Below are 20,066 nucleotides of genomic sequence, written 5' to 3' on the forward strand. Positions count from 1 at the left end.
CGTGCCAGTCCCTATTCTTTGATGATGAGCGACATGCCCGGGCGCAATCCTTCAATCTTGGTGAGCGGCTTGGCTTTCACCTCAAATGTTTTCAGGTCATACTGCCCGTTGCTCTTGGTCGCTTTCCACACGGCATACGCTCCTTGGTCCTTGATGTAGTACACCTTCATCTGAATCTCTTTGTCAAATGCAGGAACGTAAGCCTTGAACGTGTCGCCGATTTTCATTCCCTTGAGTTGGTCTTCACGGATATTGAACGTTCCCCACATGTTGTTCATGACGGCGATGCTCATGATGGGTGAGCCCGTGCCGACCAGTTCGCCGATTTCGGGATAGACCTCGCTCACTTCCCCGTCCATGGTTGCCACCTGAACCGTCTCGCTGAGGAGCGACTTGAAGACGTCAACTGCGCTCTTTGCTGCCTGTGCCTGTTTCGCAGCAGCCTTCTTCTCTTCCCAGCGTGCACCGTTCTTAGCCATGTCGTATTGGCTCTTGGCAGCATTCACCTGTGCCTCTGTCGCCTGATAGGCAGCCAGTGCCTCGTCGCGTTTCTGCGCACTCATCACGCCGCTGTCGTAGAGATTCTGCACGCGGTTGTATGATTTCTGCGCGATATCCCTTGCGGCAATTGCCTGTTGCCATAGTTGGTATGCCGCCTGTATCTGTTCCTTCCGTGCTCCGTTGTCCGCCATTTCGCTCATGGCGTCGGCAGCTCCTTGAGTTGCTTCGGCAGCCTTCTTCTGTGCATTCACCTCAGGCACTTCGAGAATGGCGAGCGTGTCGCCCGCACGAACCAGGTCACCCTCCTTGACGAGGAGCTTCAGAATGCGCCCGGGCAACTTTGACGATACCCTGTATTCCGTCACTTCCACTTCGCCCTGGATGATGCTGTCCTCTCTCCCGAGCGTGAAAAATCCGATGAGTGCCACAATGGCGATGACTGCCGCAAATCCGATGATTGCAAGTAAGATGTTGTTGTGTTGTGATTTTGCTGACATGATATTCTTTGTTTTTATTATTGTAATCTGCCAAGCGCCTTCAGCAAGTCCACCTGACTGAGTTTCACTTCAATTTCCGCATCAATCTTCTGGGTATGTGCCTGTTGCCAGGCTGTCTGGGCTGCCATCACCTCGGTAATCTGCATCACGCCCTCCTGGAAGCCGAGCTTTGCACAGCGCAGGTTCTCTTCCGCCTGTTCCACGTTTTTGCGTGTCATGGCAAGCTTCTTGTAAGCCTCCTTCACTTTGAAACGATTCTGATTGATTTGCAACTCTATCTTTTCCCGTGCGTCTTCATACTCCAGCTGTGCTATTTGCGTTGCTGCGCGATTGGCGCGTATCTTGTAGCGTCCTTCAAACCAACTCCATATTGGAATCCGGGCTGCCACGCCGATGTGAAACAATCCTTTGAATTTCCGCTCGAAGCCGTTAAACACGCTTGGATTGGAGATGGTGTAGCCGCCGATGGCAGCAATTTGAGGGAGATATGCCGCGCGTGTCAGTTTCGTATTCCATTTCGTCAGATCCACCGTGTTCTGCAGGATTCTCAATTCAGGTCTGTTGTCGGGATTGAGAAGCACGCTGTCGTTCGCCGTTTCCAAAGTCATCCCGGTCGTAGGCTCCAACTCCTCTTTATCCTCGTCGAACAGTGTGATATCCTCATCCATCGGAATGCCGCACAGCTGGCAGAGATACATCTTGGCAAGTACCAATCCGTCCTCCACCTGAATCTTAGTCATTTCCGCCTCGTTCACGCGGACGTCGGTGCGCAATCCGTCAGCCCGTGTGGCAACGCCCTCATCAATCATCTTCTTCACATCATTGTTGAACTGCTCGATGAGTTGCAGATAGCTTTCGGCAAGGCGCCGTTTCTGCTTCAACGAAACGACCAGCCAATAAGCCTGGTCTGTCTCGTGGCGAATCGTCTGTAATTTCAGTTCAACACCGTCCGATGCCATCTCTTCACCTATCTTCGCCATCTTGTTGGCAGCCGTAATGGCACCTCCCATGTAGATGGGTTGCGTGACATTGACCGACCCGACAAACATGTTGCGGGTGTCTGTCCGGAAAGCATTCTTAATGCGTTCGCCCGCATTGTTGAGCATGCTACCGACCGATGCGCCCGCCGTCTCAAGGATGCCTTCGAAGAACTGGGCTTGCTGAATCGAGATAATCCCTTTCTGAACCAAATCGCTGACAATTCCCGTAATCACTTCGCCGGTCTGTGAAGTCAGATGGGTACCCACATTGCTCAGCGCACTTTTCTGTGACGCATTGAGAATCGACACTTCCTTGTCCGAGAACTGGTATGTGCCGATGCCATTCACCTTGGGCAAATATTTTGTCTGGACAGCTTTGCGGGTATTGACTGCCACTTCCCGTTGCAAGCGTGAGATGTGCAACTGCTTATTGTTGCGCAGAGCCATCGACCGGCAACTGTCAAGCGTCAGAACGCGTTGCGCCTTTATTGTGAGAAATCCCACAAGAAAGATGAAAATAATGCCAGTTCGTTTCATGTTATATATATAATAATGTGATGATAACTTTTTTATTGAGGTAAAGGTGATTGGCTATTTGAAGGCAACGCTCCTCGAACCAATCATGTTTCCGTCAGCGAAGATGCTCACTTGATAGGTGCCTGACGATAACGCCTCTGCCACGTCCCAATACATCGTGACAGGCATCTCTTCACCGCTGTATTCAACGGTTCTCTTGATGGAATATTGCAGCGTTTTGTTTTCATACGGGAACGAGCCGCTACCTCCCAGTATGTTTCCGGCAGGAGTCATGATGCGGACATATAGCGTTCGCAGTCCAGTGGTTGCTGTCACGTTCTTTGCGATGCGGAAGTTCAGCTGCAATGTTTTGGCTTTGCTGATTTCTTTCGTCGTCTTGCCTCGTTTGTTTTTCGCAGTCAGATTGATATCCGTGGCATCAAGCTGTGCGGCAATCGCCACTTTTTCCGTCAATGAGATTCGTTCGCTGCTCAGTCCCTCAATCTTCCGTGTAGCCTCTTCGTTGCTTACGCGCAACTCCTCGTTGGTCGCTTGCAGTTTCTGGTTCAGTCTGTTCAGAGAATCAATTTCCAGCACATAGCTTCTCAGAACCTCGCGCACGGTGGCGAGCTCTTTTTTCAGGCGGGTAATCTCGCGGGCGTCGTCGCTCTTTACTTTCTTGAGCTCAGCCAGCAGCCGTTGCGTCTTCAGCTGTTCTTCGGTCAGCTGTGCGATGATGGAGTCGTTGTTGATTCTCGTCTTCATCTCGCTATATTGGTCAGCAAACTGCTGGTACTCGTTTTCCATCTCCTTCTTGTCGAGCGCAGCCAGTTCGCGCATGTCCTCATTCGCATCCCGCTCCCGCTTGAGGCTGACACCAAGGAATGCAACCGCCCCGACGAGCAGCACGCCAAGAATCCCTAAAATAATATTGTTTCTCTTCATCGTTTATATTCGCCATTAGTCATTTCTCAATCCGCGATGCTCAATCATACTGATTGAGTATCATGGCGGCAAAGGTAATTATTTTGCCCGAGTTGAGCAAAAAAACAGCATTCAAAAGATTTTATTAATGCAAATTTAAGTGGTTTTAACGCGAAAATAGTTGTTGTTTGTTGTCTCGGTCAATTCGGTTAGCATCCCGCCGCAACCGTATATTTATGCAATAGTAGGGTGATTTGGGTGCGTTTTGCAAACTCCTGAATTTCAATACGTTAGAATGGGCTTTCCAAAAGTGCCACTTTCGCACTCCAAAAGTGGCACTTTTAGGAGCTGAAAGGGGAACTTTTGCAAGCTAAAAGTGGCACTTTTGGAAAGTGAAAGTTCAACTGCATATTTATGCGTCCTCAACTGTATGTTTATGCAGTGTCGGAATGGGGGGTACGAACAGGCGTTCAGGTCGGTTTGGACTTAAGTAAATAGAGGGTAGGAAATTCTCCTTTCATTTTTCTCTTTTTCGGAATTTACAGAAGGTAAACTGCATCTCGGCATAAAAAATAAATGAATTTATTTTGTTCTGCGCTCGATTTGTATTACCTTTGCACCGCGACAACGGTTCACGTTATTGTGATTAATAGGGAATCGGGTGAGAATCCCGTACAGTCCCGCTGCTGTAATCCTCATTTAAGAGGTCTGTTTCATGAATGCCACTGCATGTTGTTGGGAAGGCGAGACAGACTGAGGAAAGTCAGAAGACCTGCCTTGTCGTGTATCATGTTTCTATGCGTCTCGCGGAAAAGATTGCAACGAAAATATCATGAAACCGAAAAAGTTTTTGTTGGCAGCAACATGCCTGTGCATAGCACTCCATGCTCATGCGCAGACCGAAAAGAGCGACACGGTGATAGCTTCCGTCCACGACCTGGATGAGGTGCTCGTGTTGGAGACTCGACAGCGAAAGGTGTTGTCGAGCACAGCCCCATTGCATATCCTCGGACGGGGCGAGTTCCTGTCGGCAGGTGTGACCGATATCGCTGATGCGCTTCATCGGCTTCCGGGCATCACCCTGCGTGATTACGGAGGGGCGGGAGGAATGAAAACCGTCTCCGTGCGTGGATTCGGCTCGAAGCACACGGGGGTAAGCTACGACGGTGTGATGCTCAGTGAGTGTCAGAGTGGCGAGATAGACTTGTCGCGCTATTCATTGGAAAATGTGGATGAGTTGTCGCTCGTCATCGGCGACAACGATGACATTTTCATTCCGGCACGACAGGTAAGCACGACCTCGGTGCTGAACGTCAAGACCATCTCACCACCGACCGCCGACCGCCGACCGCATCTCACCATTCAGCTGAAATTCGGCTCCTTCGGATATGTGAGTCCGTTTGTGCGTTACGAGCAAAGCTTTTCGAAAAACTTCGCCCTCTCACTGACGGGCGAATACACGTATGCCGAAAACGACTATCCGTTTACACTCAGGAATGTCACACTTGTGACAAAAGAGCACCGGACAAACAGCCGGATGAACAGCGGACATGGAGAGGTGGATTTTATTTGGAATCTGAATAAGTGGAACAGGCTGAGCGGAAAACTGTATTATTACGATAACAACCGTCAGTTGCCAGGACAGGTGCGTTATTACACCAACATCAGCAAAGAGCGCCTCCACGACCGCAACTTCTTCGCACAACTGCACTACCTTACACACTGGGCAGACAAATTTTCGTTGAAATGGATTGGCAAGTTCAATTGGGTAGGCTCCGTCTATCGGGATGCATTGATGGCAGGTGGAGTGAACGACGCAGATTATTGGCAGCGAGAGGCATATACCTCTGTCAGCTTTCTATATGCACCCAGAGGAAACTGGGTCTTCGACTATTCAGCAGACTACATATTTAATAATCTTAGTGGTAGTTCATGGCGCACGATTGTCGGCCGCCCTTATCGACACGGAATACTGCAAAGTGCTACAGCAAAGTATGGCGGAAAGCAGTTGACGGTCTTGGCGCGCATTCTCTATTCGCTTTATCTCAACGGCGATCGTAACGGAGGATATCATGCCCGTAATATGCGCAGGTTATCCCCCTCGCTGTCACTCTCTTATAAGCCTTTCGAGAGTGAAGACTTCTTTGTCCGTATCTCCTATAAAAATATCTTCCGAGTGCCGACATTCAACGAAAGTTACTATTATCATTATGGCAGTACAGACCTGCAGGCAGAGTCAACATGGCAGCTGAATCTTGGAGCAACCTACGGCAAACGCATCGGTAAGGGCGATTATGTGCAAGTGTCGGCAGACGGATATTATAATCGCATTAGAGATATGATTGTTGCTGTGCCATATAATATGTTCGTTTGGACATGTGTAAACGTAGATAAAGTCAATGCCTATGGGGTAGACCTTACGCTGAAAGGCATTAAAGAATTAGGAGGTAGCCATCGCCTTTTGCTGTCTGCCAATTACAGTTATCAGCGCGTGAAAAACCAAAACAATCCCTCGTCCTATACCTACGGCTATCAGATTGCATATATGCCAAAGCACTCAGGAAGTGTAGCACTGACTTATGAAAATCCTTGGGTAAACCTTTCATTCCACAGTGTAGGAACAAGTAGCCGCTGGCCCAATAACGAGCACTACGAAGGAACGATGATTAATGGCTATATCGACTGTGCGTTGACAGCTTATCGCAATTTCCGTATAGGACGCACAGTGTTGGAATGCCGTTTCGATCTGAAAAACATGTTCAACAAGCAATATGAGATAGTAGGTCGCTATCCCATGCCAGGAAGAAGTTATCAATTTTCAATCAGTTATAAATTTTAAAAAAAGAAAAAATGAAAAAGTATTTATTATCCTTTGCGGTTCTTCTGATGGGCGCAGCCCTCTTCACCGCTTGTAATGATGACAACGACGGTCCTTACTATCCATTCCCGGTAGTCGTGAGTGATGGCGCTTACGTAATTTGTGGGGGAAACATGGGTAGTAGCATCAATGGTAGCCTGACCTACATTGATTATGCCACACAGACTGCAGCCCAAAATCAGTTCATGAGCAAAAATGGACGTAGTTTGGGAATGACAGTGAACGATGCAATTATCTATGGAAATAAAATGTATATTGCCGTAACAAACGAAAACACCATCGAAGTGGTAGATGCAAAAACGCTGGAAAGTATCAAGCAGATTAAAACTACGGACCTCATGGGTGTGGAGCGAGGCGTCAGCCCTCGTCACCTGACAGCCTCAGAGGGTAAGGTGTATTTCTCTACCTACGGTTCGTCAGTTTCTGACTTTGGTACGGGCACCTCAGGAGGTAACGGCTATGTGGCTGTTCTTGATACGGTGACGTTGGGACTGGCATCAACCTATATTGCAGGTCGCTATCCTGAAGGAGTGGCAGTTGCTAACGGACACCTCTACGTAGCAAATTCAGATTATGGCATGCTTAACGAGCCTTCCATTTCGGTTATTGACCTGAAGACAGGCATTGACAGCCCGATTAAGAGCGACAAAATCGTCAATCCGATGACTGTTGCTGTGGCAGGTAGTGACATCTATGTGCTCGATATGGGTAACTATTCAACAGTAATGGGTGGACTTCGCTTGATTCCAAATAGAATGGGTTCAGAAACCACGACCTTATTCGACTGCACCCACGTAGGATTTGCTGGCACCAATATCTATGCTGTCAACTCTGTGTATGGAACAAATCCTACCGAATTCTTCTCGTATAATATACTCACAGGTGAGAAAACCACCTACCAAGTAGGTTTGGACCGTTTCTTCAATCCGAACGTTATAGCAGCAGATCCCGCCACAGGAAAGATTTACATCGCTTCTTACAACGAGAACCCAAGCCGTCCCGGAAAAGCGGGTTACGCTGTGAATGGTTATGTAGCAGAATACTCTCCGAGCGGTGAGTTACTGAATACGTATGACTGTGGTGTGGGACCGAACGCTATTGTGTTTAACGCCTACTGGAAGTAATTTCAGTTACGAATGAAAAAAACAGGCAAACGAATGAGGACACTTTTGTCCTTCGCATTGATTGTTGTGCTTGCCGCCCTCTCTTCATGTACGGGCGGCAGCACTTCTGTCAACTCTGCAGAAGGCGACACCATTGCGCTGAAATACTCTTCCAACCTCTCCATTGTCCAGCACGACGGCTATACGGAAGTCAAGCTGCGCAACCCGTGGAAGGAAGGGAAGACGCTGCATACCTATATCCTCGTGCCGCAAGCCAATGAGTTGCCCGCCGACCTGCCCGAAGGTACCATCATCCGTACGCCGGTCAAGCGGGCAGTGGTCTTTACGACCGTCCATTGCAGTCTTTTCATGACGCTCGGACAGCAAGACCGCATCGTGGGCGTGGCAGACCTGAAATATATCAAGATTCCTTGGATTCAGGAGCAGTGCAAAAAAGGACTTATCGCCGACTGCGGTGAGGGACTGAGTCCCGTCGTGGAGAAAGTCATCGACATGAATCCCGACGTGATGCTCCTCTCGCCCTTTGAGAACAGTGGCGGCTACGGCAAGCTCGAAGAAATCAACATCCCCATTGTAGAGTGTGCAGAATACATGGAAACCTCACCGCTGGGACGCGCCGAATGGATGAAGTTCTATGGGCTGCTGCTCGGTGAGGAGGCGCAGGCAGAAAAACTCTTCGCTGAAGTCGATAGCAGTTACAATGCGTTGAAAGAGCTGGCAAAGACCTCGAAAGTCTCCCGTTCCGTCATCGTCGATAAGGTGACAGGCAGCGTGTGGTATGTGCCCGGCGGAAGAAGCACCATCGGACAGATGTTGGCAGATGCCGGCGGCGTATATCCCTTCTCCGGCGACACACACAGCGGAAGCCTTTCGCTGCCGTTCGAGTCGGTGTTGGAGAAAGCCGGTGACTGCGATGTGTGGCTCTATCGCTACAACAGCGACCGTTCCATGACCATGAAAGACCTGCTCGCCGAAAAGCAAGGCTACTCACAACTGAAAGCCTTCAATACGGGCGAGGTCTATGGATGCAACGTGGCAAAGACGTTGTTCTACGAGCAGTCGCCTTTCCGTCCCGACTATCTGTTGAGCGATTTCATCCAGATATTCCATCCCGACCTGAAGGGACTGCATCCACTGCGTTATTATTTTAAGATTAACAACTGAGAGCGTGGGCAAAGGACTGAAATATTGCATCGGACTGACAGCGCTGATTATCTTGCTGTTCTGGCTGAATCTCATCATGGGTTCAATCAAGATTCCCGTGCGCGATGTCCTTGCCATTCTTTCAGGCGATGAGACCATCAAGGCAAGCTGGCGCTTCATCGTTCTCCAGTCGCGCCTCCCACAGGCGTTGACTGCCATTCTCTGCGGAGCAGCCCTTGCCGTGAGCGGACTCATGCTGCAAACGGCATTCAAGAATCCGCTCGCCGGTCCCTCCATCTTCGGTATCAATAGCGGAGCCGGGCTCGGAGTGGCACTTGTGATGTTGCTTTTTGGCGGCTCGTTTGGCGTGGGCGTATTCAATGTGTCCGGCTTCGTCGCCATCCTCATCGCAGCCTTCATCGGAGCCATGGCGGTCATGCTGCTCATCTTCTTCTTCTCGACCATCGTGCACAACAATGTCATGCTCCTCATCATCGGAATCATGATAGGCTACATCGCCTCGTCAGCCATCTCACTGCTGAACTTCTTCGCTACCGACGAGGGCGTGAAGTCGTATATGGTGTGGGGAATGGGAAGCTTCGGCGGCGTGCCGATGAGCCACATGCCCTATTTCGCATCCATCACCCTCATTGGGCTCCTCGCATCGGCACTGCTGATCAAACCTTTGAATGCCCTCCTGCTCGGTGAACAATATGCGGAAAATCTGGGCGTGAACACCCTGCGAGTGCGCAACTGGCTTATCATCATCACCGGACTGCTCACCGCTGTGACCACCGCTTTCTGCGGACCGGTAGCCTTCATCGGACTCGCCGTGCCGCATATCGCCCGACTGCTGCTCACCACCGACAACCATCGTTCGCTGCTCCCGGCAACCATGCTCACAGGAGCAGTCATCGCATTGCTCTGCAACCTCATCTGTTTCCTGCCGGGCGAGAACGGTGTCATACCGCTGAACGCCGTCACACCGATTATGGGTGCACCGGTTATTATCTACGTCATCATCTCAAATAAAAAGAAATAAGTATGACCCCAACTCCGGAAACGCACCCTGCCGTCATCAGCGTAGAATGTAAGGAACTCACGATTGGATACAAAGCCAAGCGGACTGGCTTCAGGGAAGTCGCAGCAGGCATCAATGCCGAACTCTGTGGCGGACGGCTGACCAGTCTGATAGGCTCCAACGGAATCGGTAAGTCAACCCTCCTGCGCACACTCTCCGCTTTCCAGCCTCCACTCGCCGGCGACGTGCTAATACAAGGTAAGTCGTTGCGACGATATACCAACAAAGAACTGTCGCGGCTCATAGGCGTCGTGCTCACTGAGCGACCTGCTCTGCAAAACATGTCTGTCCGCGAGCTCGTAGGACTCGGGCGAAGTCCCTACACCGGATTCTGGGGGAAACTGACGGCGGCAGACGAAGAAATCGTCACAGAAGCCATCGTCAATGTGGGAATAGAAAACCTGCAGCACCGCATGATACAGACACTCAGCGACGGTGAACGGCAGAAAGTGATGATTGCAAAAGCACTCGCACAACAGACACCCGTCATCTTTCTCGACGAGCCCACCGCCTTCCTCGACTATCCCAGCAAAGTCGAAGTCATGCAACTTCTGCACCGCCTCACACGGCAATCAGGAAAAACCATTTTCCTTTCTACACACGACATCGAACTGGCACTCCAGCTCTCTGACATCCTTTGGTTGATGAGCAAGACTGATACCGCGCCATCAACTGACGCTTCCCTTTCACAACTTACTATCGGAACACCGCAACAACTTGCGCAGAGCGACGCACTCACCGCTTTCATCGAGCGCAAGGGCATCATGTTCAACCGCGAACATCTCAGCATCCGTGTCGAAAAACAAGGCTAAGCGTTAATCCAATGGTAAACCTCTCTTGAGAATTAAGAATAAAAGGTGGTTAGAGTGTACTTCTTGTAAAAGCCTTTTTGGGAAATTTCGTTATTTGCCGAAATTCATGTATCTTTGCAGGCATGAATGAAAAGCCGTGTAAGAAAGGAGAATTGCGCCCTGTGATGTTTGCGGGGACTGGCAGCGACGTGGGTAAGAGCCTGATTGCTGCTGCGTTCTGCCGCATCTTTCGTCAAGACGGTTATCAACCAGCTCCTTTCAAGGCACAGAACATGGCACTCAACTCGTATGCGACACCTGAAGGATATGAGATTGGTCGGGCACAGGCGGTGCAGGCAGAGGCGGCTGGAATCCTTCCGCACACGGACATGAATCCGATTCTGTTGAAGCCGCAGTCGGATCACACGTCGCAGATTGTGTTAAATGGAAAGCCTTTCGGCACGCAGAAGGCATACGACTATTTCCGGAAAGAGGGGAGAGAGGAACTGCGGGAGCAGGTGCATCGGGCATACGACCGATTGGCAAAACGCTACAGTCCGATAGTGTTGGAGGGAGCAGGCAGCATCAGTGAGATGAACCTGCGAGAGACCGACTTGGTGAATATGCCCATGGCGCGATATGCTGACGCTTCGGTCTTTTTGGTGGCAGACATCGACAGGGGAGGGGTCTTCGCCAGTGTGTATGGAAGTATTTTTCTCCAAACGCCTGAGGATAGGGAGCGCATAAAAGGAGTCATCATCAATAAGTTCAGAGGTGACCTGCGCCTTTTTGAAGAGGGAAAACGTTTGCTTGAGCGCCTGACAGGAGTGCCTGTGTTGGGCGTGGTGCCTTATGTGGATGATATCGTCATCGACGAGGAAGACAGTGTGGCACTCGTTTCAAAGAAAAAGACAGCCGTCGCAGGGAAAACAAATGTCGCCGTCTTATTGCTGAAGCATCTCAGCAACTTCACGGATTTCAGTCGGTTGGAACACGATACGCGTGTGCATCTCTTCTATACGGATGACGTGCAGGAAATAGAGAAAGCGGATGTCATTATCGTTCCTGGCAGCAAGACGGTCGTTGCCGATTTGTGCGAATTGCGCCGTAATGGTTGTGCACAGGCAGTCGTTCGTGCCCATGAGCGAGGAGCGAAAATCTTGGGTATTTGTGGTGGTTACCAAATGATGGGACAGCGCATAAAAGATCCTCATCATACGGAGAGTGATGTGGAGATGATGCCCGGTTTGGGGCTCCTGCCGATAGAGACTACCATGACCAAGGAGAAAATCACCCGCCAGGTGCGCTTTCAGGGAGTGTGGGACAATGTGTCGGCAGATTTGTTGAGCGGTTACGAGATACACATGGGCGAGACCGTCTTTACAGAGCAGGGAGCATCGCCAATGAACCATATCTGTACGGAAGACGGAATGTTGGCGGAAGGATGTATGGCAACAGCAACTTGCATGGGAACCTACATCCACGGCATACTCGACAATGCTGCTTTTATCGACTATCTGATAGGAAAGGGTGGCGACGCAGGCAGCAATGCATGGGATGAAGATTATCAAACCCTTCGTAATCGGCAGTATGACCGTTTGGCAGACCATGTGCGTCAGCATGTTGATATGGAAAGAGTGTATGAAATTTTGCAGGGAAAAAACCGATAAAATATGATAGAAGGACACGGTGATGACATCTATAAATATAGTGACATTCGGATGAATTTCAGTTCGAATATCTATTCCCATGCAGACCTCAGCGGATTGTATGGACATCTGAAGGAGCATCTACATCTGATATCCTCCTACCCGGAGCCGCAGCCTTATAAGTTGCGGAACTGCTTGGCTGCAAGACATGGCGTTGAGCCGGAGTCGGTCTTAGTAACTAACGGAGCCACGGAGGCGATATACCTGATTGCTCAGGCGTTCAGGAATGGGGTGCAGAAGACAGGCAGGGCACCCTCCTTCTACGTGAAGAATCCCACGTTCAGCGAGTATGAAGATGCGATGCGCAATTTCTCTTACGTGGAGGCAGAAATGCCCGTTCCTGCCAGCGGTGAGGAACGCTTGGTGTGGATGTGTAATCCCAACAATCCGACGGGTGAAATAACACCGCAGGAGGAGATAGCCGCTGTTGCCAGTCACGACGGTGTGTTGCTCACAATAGACCAGTCTTATGAACATTACACCAAGGCAAAACTTCTCACGGCAGCGGATGCTGTTAAGATGGGGAACGTCATACTCGTCCATTCGATGACGAAAAATTATGCCATACCAGGTTTGCGCATCGGATATATCGTGGCAACCCCGGAGCTGATTCAGCGAGTGTCCCAATGTCAGCACCCGTGGTCGGTGAACGCATTGGCGATAGAGGCATCGCTTTTTCTCTTGAAAGAGCATGACAACCTGATTCCCGCTTTGGATGACTACCTTCATGAAACGGAACTGCTCCGAACGGCACTGAGCGGGATTGGGGGAATCAGTGTTGCTCCCACGCAGACCAACTTCATGCTCTGCACAATGGACAAAGGGACAGCAGCTCAACTGAAAACATATCTTGCCGAAAAACACCACATACTCATACGCGATGCCTCCAATTTTACAGGACTCTCGGAAAGACACTTCCGTGTGACAACCCAATTGCCTGAAGAGAATAGGGCATTGGTGGCGGCTGTTAAAGAATATATGGCAGATGTATAACTGACACATAACTGAACAAGAGATGATGAACGTTACGATTCCGTTGATTGCCGGATGGCTCCTCGACCGCCTTGTTGGCGACCCGCCATCGCTGCCACATCCTATCGTGCTTTTCGGAAAAGTAATAGCCTTTGGAGAACGACATTTGAACAAGGGACGCTATCGGAAACTCAAAGGCGCACTCATGGCAGCCACACTCATTGTCGTAACCTTTGTTGCAACCTATCTGCTCGTTCATGCAACACCATTTGAAGACACGGTGTGGGGGCTTATTCTGACAGCGATACTCGTTTTCTATTCACTTGCAGGGACGACGCTTGTGAGAGAAGTCAAAGCCGTTTTCAGGGCGGTCAATGTGTCAGTAGAGCAGGGACGTCAGCAATTAGCGCGCATCGTTGGGCGAGACACCAGTCAGTTGTCGCCACAGGAAATACGAACGGCGGCTCTCGAGACATTAGCTGAAAACCTGAGCGACGGAGTGATTGCACCGCTCTTTTGGTATGCTTTGTTCGGAATACCTGGCATGCTGACCTACAAGATGGTCAATACACTCGATTCGATGATTGCCTATCGCACCCCAAGATATCGGCAGTTCGGTGCCTTTGCAGCACATGCGGACGATATCGCCAACTATCTTCCTGCACGCTTGACGGCAGTCCTCATGATTTTTGTTGGCCGAATCGTGGGCAACCAGAATCGGCAACCGCTTTCCACGCAGTTCCGCTTCCTCCGTCAAAATGCACGCAATCATATCAGTCCCAACAGCGGATACCCGGAAGCGGCATTGGCAGCAATACTGAATTGCAGGTTTGGAGGAGGACATGTGTATTTCGGGCAGTATATCGAAAAGCCTTTTATCGGCACCAACGACCGACAGCTCCACGATACTGATATGAAACATTCTGTCCGTATCTGTGTCCTGACGGAGGTGGTCATGCTTGTTCTCGTTCTCGTAGTCAATCTGTTTGTGTTTGGTCTCGGGGCATGAAAGTCATGGGAAAGCAACCTGTTTTTGAGTGAAGTGCGAGAAGAAAACACCCTCAAACTCCCGATAAAACAATAAAAAAGATAAAAAAAACGAAAAGAAGAACATACTTGACTGCTTTTTTACTAACTTTGCAGACTGAAACAAAACGTAATATCGGAAACATGAAAAAAATATATATCACCGCCTGCTTCGTTATGGTAGCATTGGCGACCTACGCACAAAGCGGAACCAACTCACCTTACAGCCAGTATGGATGGGGAGTGCATGCTGATCAGACAAGCGGCTTCAACAGAGGAATGAACGGAGTGGGCATTGCTTTTCAGGAGAATACTCAGGTCAACTATGCCAACCCCGCATCATACGCATACATGGACTCACTCATGTTCCTTTTCGACGCAGGGGCATCGCTCCAGATAGCGAAGTTCAAGGAGAATGGTCAACAGTTGAACGCCAAGAATGCCAACTTCGAATACGCAGTGGCAGGATTCAGAGTGATGCGGCATCTCGGAGTCAGTTTCGGTATATTGCCCTTCACCAACGTGGGATATAACTACGCAACGACCCAAAACGTATCACCGCAAGGAAACACCACATACACCAATACCTATACTGGTTCGGGAGGACTCCGTCAGATTTACGTCGGCGTAGGCTATGAACCCATCCGCGGAATCGCCGTCGGTGCCAACTTCTCATATGTCTGGGGAGGATATGACCGGGCTATCGTCAACTCATACAGCGATGCTTATATCAACACACTGTCCAAATATTATACGGCAGATGTCAATACCTACAAAATCGACCTCGCATTGCAACTTTCACGCCAAATCACCAAAAACGACCGCATAGCGCTCGGACTCACCTACACACCGGGACATAAAATCAGTGCCGACCCGCAGTGCAAAGTCATCTCAACCAACTCACAGACAGGTCTCTCTGATACCACAATTTACAAAATCGGGCAGAAGCTTGAACTTCCGCAGATGTTCGGCGCGGGAATCATGTGGAACCACAAGAACAGAATCAAAATCGGAGTAGATTATACCCTTCAGAAATGGGCATCAGTCTCATTCCCACAATATCAGACAATTGGCAATCAACCGGATTATGTGCTCAACGACCAGTATTTCCTCGACCGTCACAAAGTCAATGTCGGAGCAGAATTCTGTCCCAATACGGCATCAAGAAACTTCTTCCGAAGGATAAGATACCGCGCAGGAGCATCCTACGCCACGCCTTATTTCAAATATAACAACCAAGACGGTCCCAAAGAAATATCCATTTCAGCAGGATTCGGAATTCCCATTGTCAACACTTACAACAACCGTTCCGTGTTGAATATTTCGGCACAATATGTTCAGAGTCAAGCTAAAGGTGCCCTAAAGGAGAACACCATACGCTTCAATATCGGGCTCACATTCAACGAAAAATGGTTCCAAAAATGGAAATTCGAATAAAGCCTGCGGCCAACGACGACATCATCCCTCTTCCTGTTTATTCCCTCCCATTGAGAAGGGCAGGGAGAGGTCATGGTTTCTTTCGAGTCAGTTGTGCTGTTCGGCATTTGACAATCATCATTTTTTGTTTATTGATTAGCGTAGTGACAATATCCTGTTCGCAAGAGAAAGAACACACAGCTCCCGCCATCAATCCGAAAGACTCGGTCGCAGTCATGACAACCTACGGAGTCAATACCCTCATATCCGACTCAGGAGTCATCAAATACAGAATCATCACCGAACAGTGGGAAGTTAACCCCAACACCAACCCTTCCAAATGGCTTTTCACAAAAGGACTGCACCTTCAGCAATTCGACCAAAAACTGCACGTCCAGGCACATATCGAAGCCGATACCGCATACTATTATGATACGAAACGGCTCTGGGAACTCCGGGGACGAGTGCGCATACACACCAAGAATCAACTGCAATTCAAGTCAGAAGAGCTATTCTGGGATGAGAACCAACACCAACTCTATTCCAACAAGTTCTCACAGCTCAACACACCCGAGCGCCAACTGCAAGGAACACACTTCGTGTCCAATGAGCAGATGACAAAATATCACGTCACGAACACCAAGGCAGCATTCGAGAGGGGCGACATCGACAGCAAGCCGGCTGTGCCTGAAGATGGAAGTGCAGAGGAGATGATAAGCCGTCCGCCCAAGCAGCCTATGCCACTCACACGATAGTCCTCGGATGCTCGTTTTTAATAATCAAATGTCCAGTTAAAGATGATTCCACTAATCATAACTCTTCTCTTCTCAGCCTTCTTTTCGGGAATGGAAATCGCATTTGTTGCATCAAACAAGATGATTGCACAAATCAATCAGCAAAAAACAGGCATCACGCAAAAATGCCTCAAACAATTCTATCAGCACCCCGACAACTTTATCTCAACCATGCTCGTCGGTAATAATATCGCACTCGTTATCTACGGAATCATATTCGCATACCTTACCGACCAACTCCTCACGCAACATTTCTCCGCCGATTCCATTAATCCGGCAATCAAACTTGCCATCGACACCATCGTGTCAACACTTATCGTGCTCTTTACTGCAGAATTCCTCCCCAAAAACATCTTCAAAAACAATCCACACAAGTTCCTTAATACACTCGCCATACCCGCCTATATCACATACGTCGTACTCTATCCCATTGCGAAAACCACGACCAACATTGCAAACGCAATTTTAAGACTCACAGGACTCAAATCCTCTGATAAACAGCAGCAACACATATTTACGAAAGACGACCTTGACAATCTCATACAAAATACCATCATCACGACAGACAATGAACCGAGCGCTTATGCCTCCCAGTCTTCACAGAAATCGCAGCCTTCTCAGTCTTCACAGAACACACAGCTCATCAAGAATACCCTTCAGCTCCACGAGAAGAAAGGGCGCGACTGCATGATTCCGCGAACAGAAATCAATGCCCTCCCTGACAATGCTACACCGCAGCAGCTCAAACAAAAATTCATCGAAACAGGAAATTCGAAAATCATCATCTATCAACAAGATATCGATCACATTATCGGCTACATACACGCCGCACAACTCTTTAATACAAAAGAAACAAGCGACAAACTTCCCAGTATCATACCTATTCCTATTGTGCCTGAAACAATTGCGCTCCACAAACTCATGCACACACTCCTGCAAGAGAAAAAATCCATTGCAGCCATTATCGATGAATTCGGTGGAACGGCAGGAATCGTCACACTCGAAGATATCATAGAGGAAATTCTCGGAGAAATCGAGGATGAACACGACAACAAACAGCTTGTCGCAAAGCAGACAGATCCCGACACATATATTATTTCGGCAAGACTCGAAATCAATAAAATTAACAACATGCTCAACATCAACCTGCCGGAAGATGACGAGTACAATACACTTGCGGGACTCATACTGCACTACCACCAGAATTTCCCCAAAATCAATCAAACCATACAAATTCATGACTTCCAATGCAAAGTCATCAAAAAAACAAATACCAAGATACAACTCGTTGAACTGAAGCTCAACCAACCGCAGCCGCCAGAAGACAGCAACGAGTGAAAAAAGTAGCGATGCGGGGGAGGAATACATAGGAAAACGGTCGAAAAACCAACCAATAGCCCCCTTCCAATGCCCACAAACCAATTTTTGCATCTAAAAATTTCATCTATTCCATTTTTTATTTGTAAATTTGTGCGCTTTTTCTAAGATAATAAAAAATAAAACATAATTAAAATATGGCAGCAATAGGAAAAATCAGAAGCTGGGGACCGATACTCGTAGGAGTAATCGGACTCGCACTCTTCGCATTCGTAGCTGGAGACCTCTTCAGAGGATGCGAATCATCTAATGTAGCAACAAAGCAAAGACTTGCAGTAGTTAACGGAGAAAAAATCAATGCTATCGACTATCAGAGATACGTTGAAGAGTACACCGAAGCTATGAAGACGGAATTTGCCATGCAGGGAAGAACTCCTTCAGACGAGGAAATCAGACAAAGCGCATGGCAGGAGTTGCTCAATAACAAAATGATTGAAGCAGAAGCCAAAGAACTGGGTATCACTGTCACAGATGAGGAGATACAGAACATCATCAACCAGGGAACCAACCAAATGCTCCTCTCAATTCCCATTCCACAGTTCCACAATCAGCAGACAGGACGCTTCGATGCAAACGCACTCAAGCAATTCCTCGCATCTTACAAACAGGCGCAGCAGAACAATCCGCAGCTTGCAGAGCAGCTTGCGCCCATTTACAAATATTGGCTTTTCAAGGAGAATCAGCTCAAACAGAACCTGCTCGCACAGAAATACATGGTGCTCTTGCAGGAAAGCGTTCTCTCCAATCCGGCAGAGGCAAAATTTGCGTTCGATGCTGAAAAACAAGAGACCAACGTCGAACTCGCATATATCGAATACAACTCTATCAATGACAATGACGTGAAGGTTTCTGACCAAGAGTTGAAGGCTAAATACGACCAACTCAAAGAGCGTTTCTTCATCCCGCAGGAAATCAGAGAAATCAAATATATCGAGGTGAAGAAAGTTGCTTCGGCAGCCGATAAAGCAGACCTCCGTAAGAAAATGGAACAGTTTGCTGAAGAGCTCCAGACAGCTGAGAACCCGGAGCAGGTGGTTAACAAAAGCCAGTCGCTCATGAAATATGCCGGCGTGCCGGTGACTAGAAACCTCCTGCCGCTTGATGTCGCAGCCAGACTGGACTCAATCGCCGTGGGAACAACGACCAAGGTGACTGAAAACACACAGGACAATACCTTCAATATCATTAAACTGATAGGAAAGAGCAATCTTCCAGACTCTATCCAGTACAGAGCCATCTCTGTCATGGCTGCAACTCCAGCTGAGACAAAGGCAAAGGCAGACAGCGTGCTCACTGCCCTGCAGAATGGAGCGGACTTCGCTGCTATCGCTAAAAAGTACAACCAGACGGGTGAAGCTGAATGGATTACCGGTACACAGCAGTTCCAGGCAGTCAGCCAGTCGAGAGAAAACAAGACTGTCTTCGACGCGATGAATGCGATGGCTGTCAACGAACTCAAAAACATCCACCTGACACAAGGAAACATCATCCTGCAAGTGCTCGACAAGAAAGCAATGAAAGAGAAATATGACGTGGCAGTCATCAAGCGTACGATTGATTTCTCTGATGAGACATCGCAGGAGATTTACAACAAATTCAATCAGTTCGTGGCAAGCAATAGAAACCTCCAAGACCTTGAGAAGAATGCGCCGAAGGCAGGATATATCGTAAGAGAGCTGCCGATGGTAACGACTTCTGCAGGTAACATCGCAGGAATACAAGGAACACGCGATGCCCTCAAGTGGACCTTCGAGGCTAAAGAAGGCGACCTGTCGGACGTGTTCAAGTGTGGAAACAACGACGAGCTGCTGGTAGTAGCACTCACTAAAATCAATCCGAAAGGACACATGGCGCTCTCTCACCAGCAGGTGAACAGCACCGTGAAGGCTGAAGTCATCAAAGACAAGAAAGCGCAGATGATTATCGAAAAGCTCAAAGGCGTGAACTCTATCGCAGCCGCTAAGCAAAAAGGCTGTAAGACAACAACTGTTGAGCAAATCACATTCGCTGCACCGGCAATGGTTCCGGCACTCATGGTGTCAGAGCCTGCACTCAGCGGAGCAGCCACGGCAACAGCCAAAGGCAAATTCTCAGCACGCCCAATCGTAGGAAATGCTGCCGTATATCTCTTCCAAGTGACCGACAAAAAGACACTGCCGGGAAAATTCGAGCAGAAACAATACGGACAGAAGGCGGCAATGGGAGAACTGCAACGGCTCTTCCAGGCGATACAATACGAACTGCAGCGGAAAGCTGACGTGACCGACAACAGATATTTATTTATGTAAGATGATAACAGAAAGAGGGGTCCTGCTTTTGCCAGATCCCTCTTTCTCG

Annotated in this window: 15 protein-coding genes and 1 riboswitch; of the genes, 12 read left to right on the top strand and 3 right to left on the bottom strand. The window is 48.9% G+C overall.

The window, feature by feature from the left end; translation table 11 throughout:
• Positions 1-11: 11 nt before the first annotated feature.
• Genes GRF55_RS03295 through GRF55_RS03305 form a run of 3 tightly spaced genes read right to left on the bottom strand, consistent with a single transcriptional unit; the run spans position 12 to position 3,439 of the window.
• Complete coding sequence (locus tag GRF55_RS03295) at positions 12-998, bottom strand: HlyD family secretion protein (protein WP_220369130.1); 987 nt, start codon at positions 996-998, stop codon at positions 12-14.
• A 17-nt stretch (positions 999-1,015) separates the two neighbouring features.
• Positions 1,016-2,515 (bottom strand): TolC family protein, encoded by a 1,500-nt coding sequence (locus GRF55_RS03300; protein ID WP_220369131.1) that lies wholly within the window; start codon positions 2,513-2,515, stop codon positions 1,016-1,018.
• Positions 2,516-2,569: 54 nt separating this feature from the next.
• Positions 2,570-3,439, bottom strand: a complete 870-nt coding sequence (locus GRF55_RS03305; RefSeq protein WP_220369132.1) for a hypothetical protein — start codon at positions 3,437-3,439, stop codon at positions 2,570-2,572.
• Positions 3,440-4,029: 590 nt separating this feature from the next.
• A riboswitch (cobalamin riboswitch) is annotated at positions 4,030-4,213 on the top strand.
• A 37-nt stretch (positions 4,214-4,250) separates the two neighbouring features.
• Here GRF55_RS03305 and GRF55_RS03310 point away from each other — a divergent pair.
• The 12 genes from GRF55_RS03310 (at position 4,251) to GRF55_RS03365 (ending at position 20,017) form a co-directional block, all read left to right on the top strand.
• The gene (locus tag GRF55_RS03310) at positions 4,251-6,257 is read left to right on the top strand and encodes a TonB-dependent siderophore receptor (RefSeq protein WP_220369133.1); all 2,007 of its coding nucleotides are present in this window, start codon (positions 4,251-4,253) and stop codon (positions 6,255-6,257) included.
• An 11-nt stretch (positions 6,258-6,268) separates the two neighbouring features.
• Complete coding sequence (locus tag GRF55_RS03315) at positions 6,269-7,420, top strand: YncE family protein (RefSeq protein ID WP_220369134.1); 1,152 nt, start codon at positions 6,269-6,271, stop codon at positions 7,418-7,420.
• Between the two features lie 33 nt (positions 7,421-7,453).
• Positions 7,454-8,584, top strand: a complete 1,131-nt coding sequence (locus GRF55_RS03320; protein WP_220369135.1) for an ABC transporter substrate-binding protein — start codon at positions 7,454-7,456, stop codon at positions 8,582-8,584.
• Between the two features lie 4 nt (positions 8,585-8,588).
• Positions 8,589-9,605 carry an iron ABC transporter permease gene (locus tag GRF55_RS03325; RefSeq protein ID WP_220369136.1) on the top strand — a complete coding sequence of 339 codons (1,017 nt, stop codon included), beginning with the start codon at positions 8,589-8,591 and terminating at the stop codon, positions 9,603-9,605.
• A 2-nt stretch (positions 9,606-9,607) separates the two neighbouring features.
• Entirely contained in the window at positions 9,608-10,456 is an 849-nt protein-coding gene (locus GRF55_RS03330) for an ABC transporter ATP-binding protein (protein WP_220369137.1), read from the top strand.
• Between the two features lie 122 nt (positions 10,457-10,578).
• Positions 10,579-12,105: a cobyric acid synthase gene (locus GRF55_RS03335; RefSeq protein WP_220369138.1), complete on the top strand. Its 1,527-nt coding sequence runs from the start codon at positions 10,579-10,581 to the stop codon at positions 12,103-12,105.
• A 3-nt stretch (positions 12,106-12,108) separates the two neighbouring features.
• Positions 12,109-13,137 carry an aminotransferase class I/II-fold pyridoxal phosphate-dependent enzyme gene (locus GRF55_RS03340; protein WP_220369139.1) on the top strand — a complete coding sequence of 343 codons (1,029 nt, stop codon included), beginning with the start codon at positions 12,109-12,111 and terminating at the stop codon, positions 13,135-13,137.
• Between the two features lie 25 nt (positions 13,138-13,162).
• Positions 13,163-14,125 carry an adenosylcobinamide-phosphate synthase CbiB gene (gene cbiB, locus GRF55_RS03345; protein WP_370626755.1) on the top strand — a complete coding sequence of 321 codons (963 nt, stop codon included), beginning with the start codon at positions 13,163-13,165 and terminating at the stop codon, positions 14,123-14,125.
• Positions 14,126-14,286: 161 nt separating this feature from the next.
• Complete coding sequence (locus GRF55_RS03350) at positions 14,287-15,579, top strand: hypothetical protein (RefSeq protein ID WP_220369141.1); 1,293 nt, start codon at positions 14,287-14,289, stop codon at positions 15,577-15,579.
• Between the two features lie 143 nt (positions 15,580-15,722).
• On the top strand, positions 15,723-16,313 hold the full coding sequence (gene lptC / locus GRF55_RS03355) for an LPS export ABC transporter periplasmic protein LptC (protein ID WP_370626744.1): 591 nt from the start codon (positions 15,723-15,725) through the stop codon (positions 16,311-16,313).
• A gap of 42 nt (positions 16,314-16,355) precedes the next feature.
• Positions 16,356-17,690, top strand: a complete 1,335-nt coding sequence (locus GRF55_RS03360; RefSeq protein WP_220369143.1) for a hemolysin family protein — start codon at positions 16,356-16,358, stop codon at positions 17,688-17,690.
• A gap of 176 nt (positions 17,691-17,866) precedes the next feature.
• The gene (locus tag GRF55_RS03365) at positions 17,867-20,017 is read left to right on the top strand and encodes a peptidylprolyl isomerase (protein ID WP_220369144.1); all 2,151 of its coding nucleotides are present in this window, start codon (positions 17,867-17,869) and stop codon (positions 20,015-20,017) included.
• Positions 20,018-20,066: the final 49 nt, after the last annotated feature.

The organism is Prevotella sp. Rep29, from assembly GCF_019551475.1.
Lineage (GTDB): Bacteria > Bacteroidota > Bacteroidia > Bacteroidales > Bacteroidaceae > Prevotella.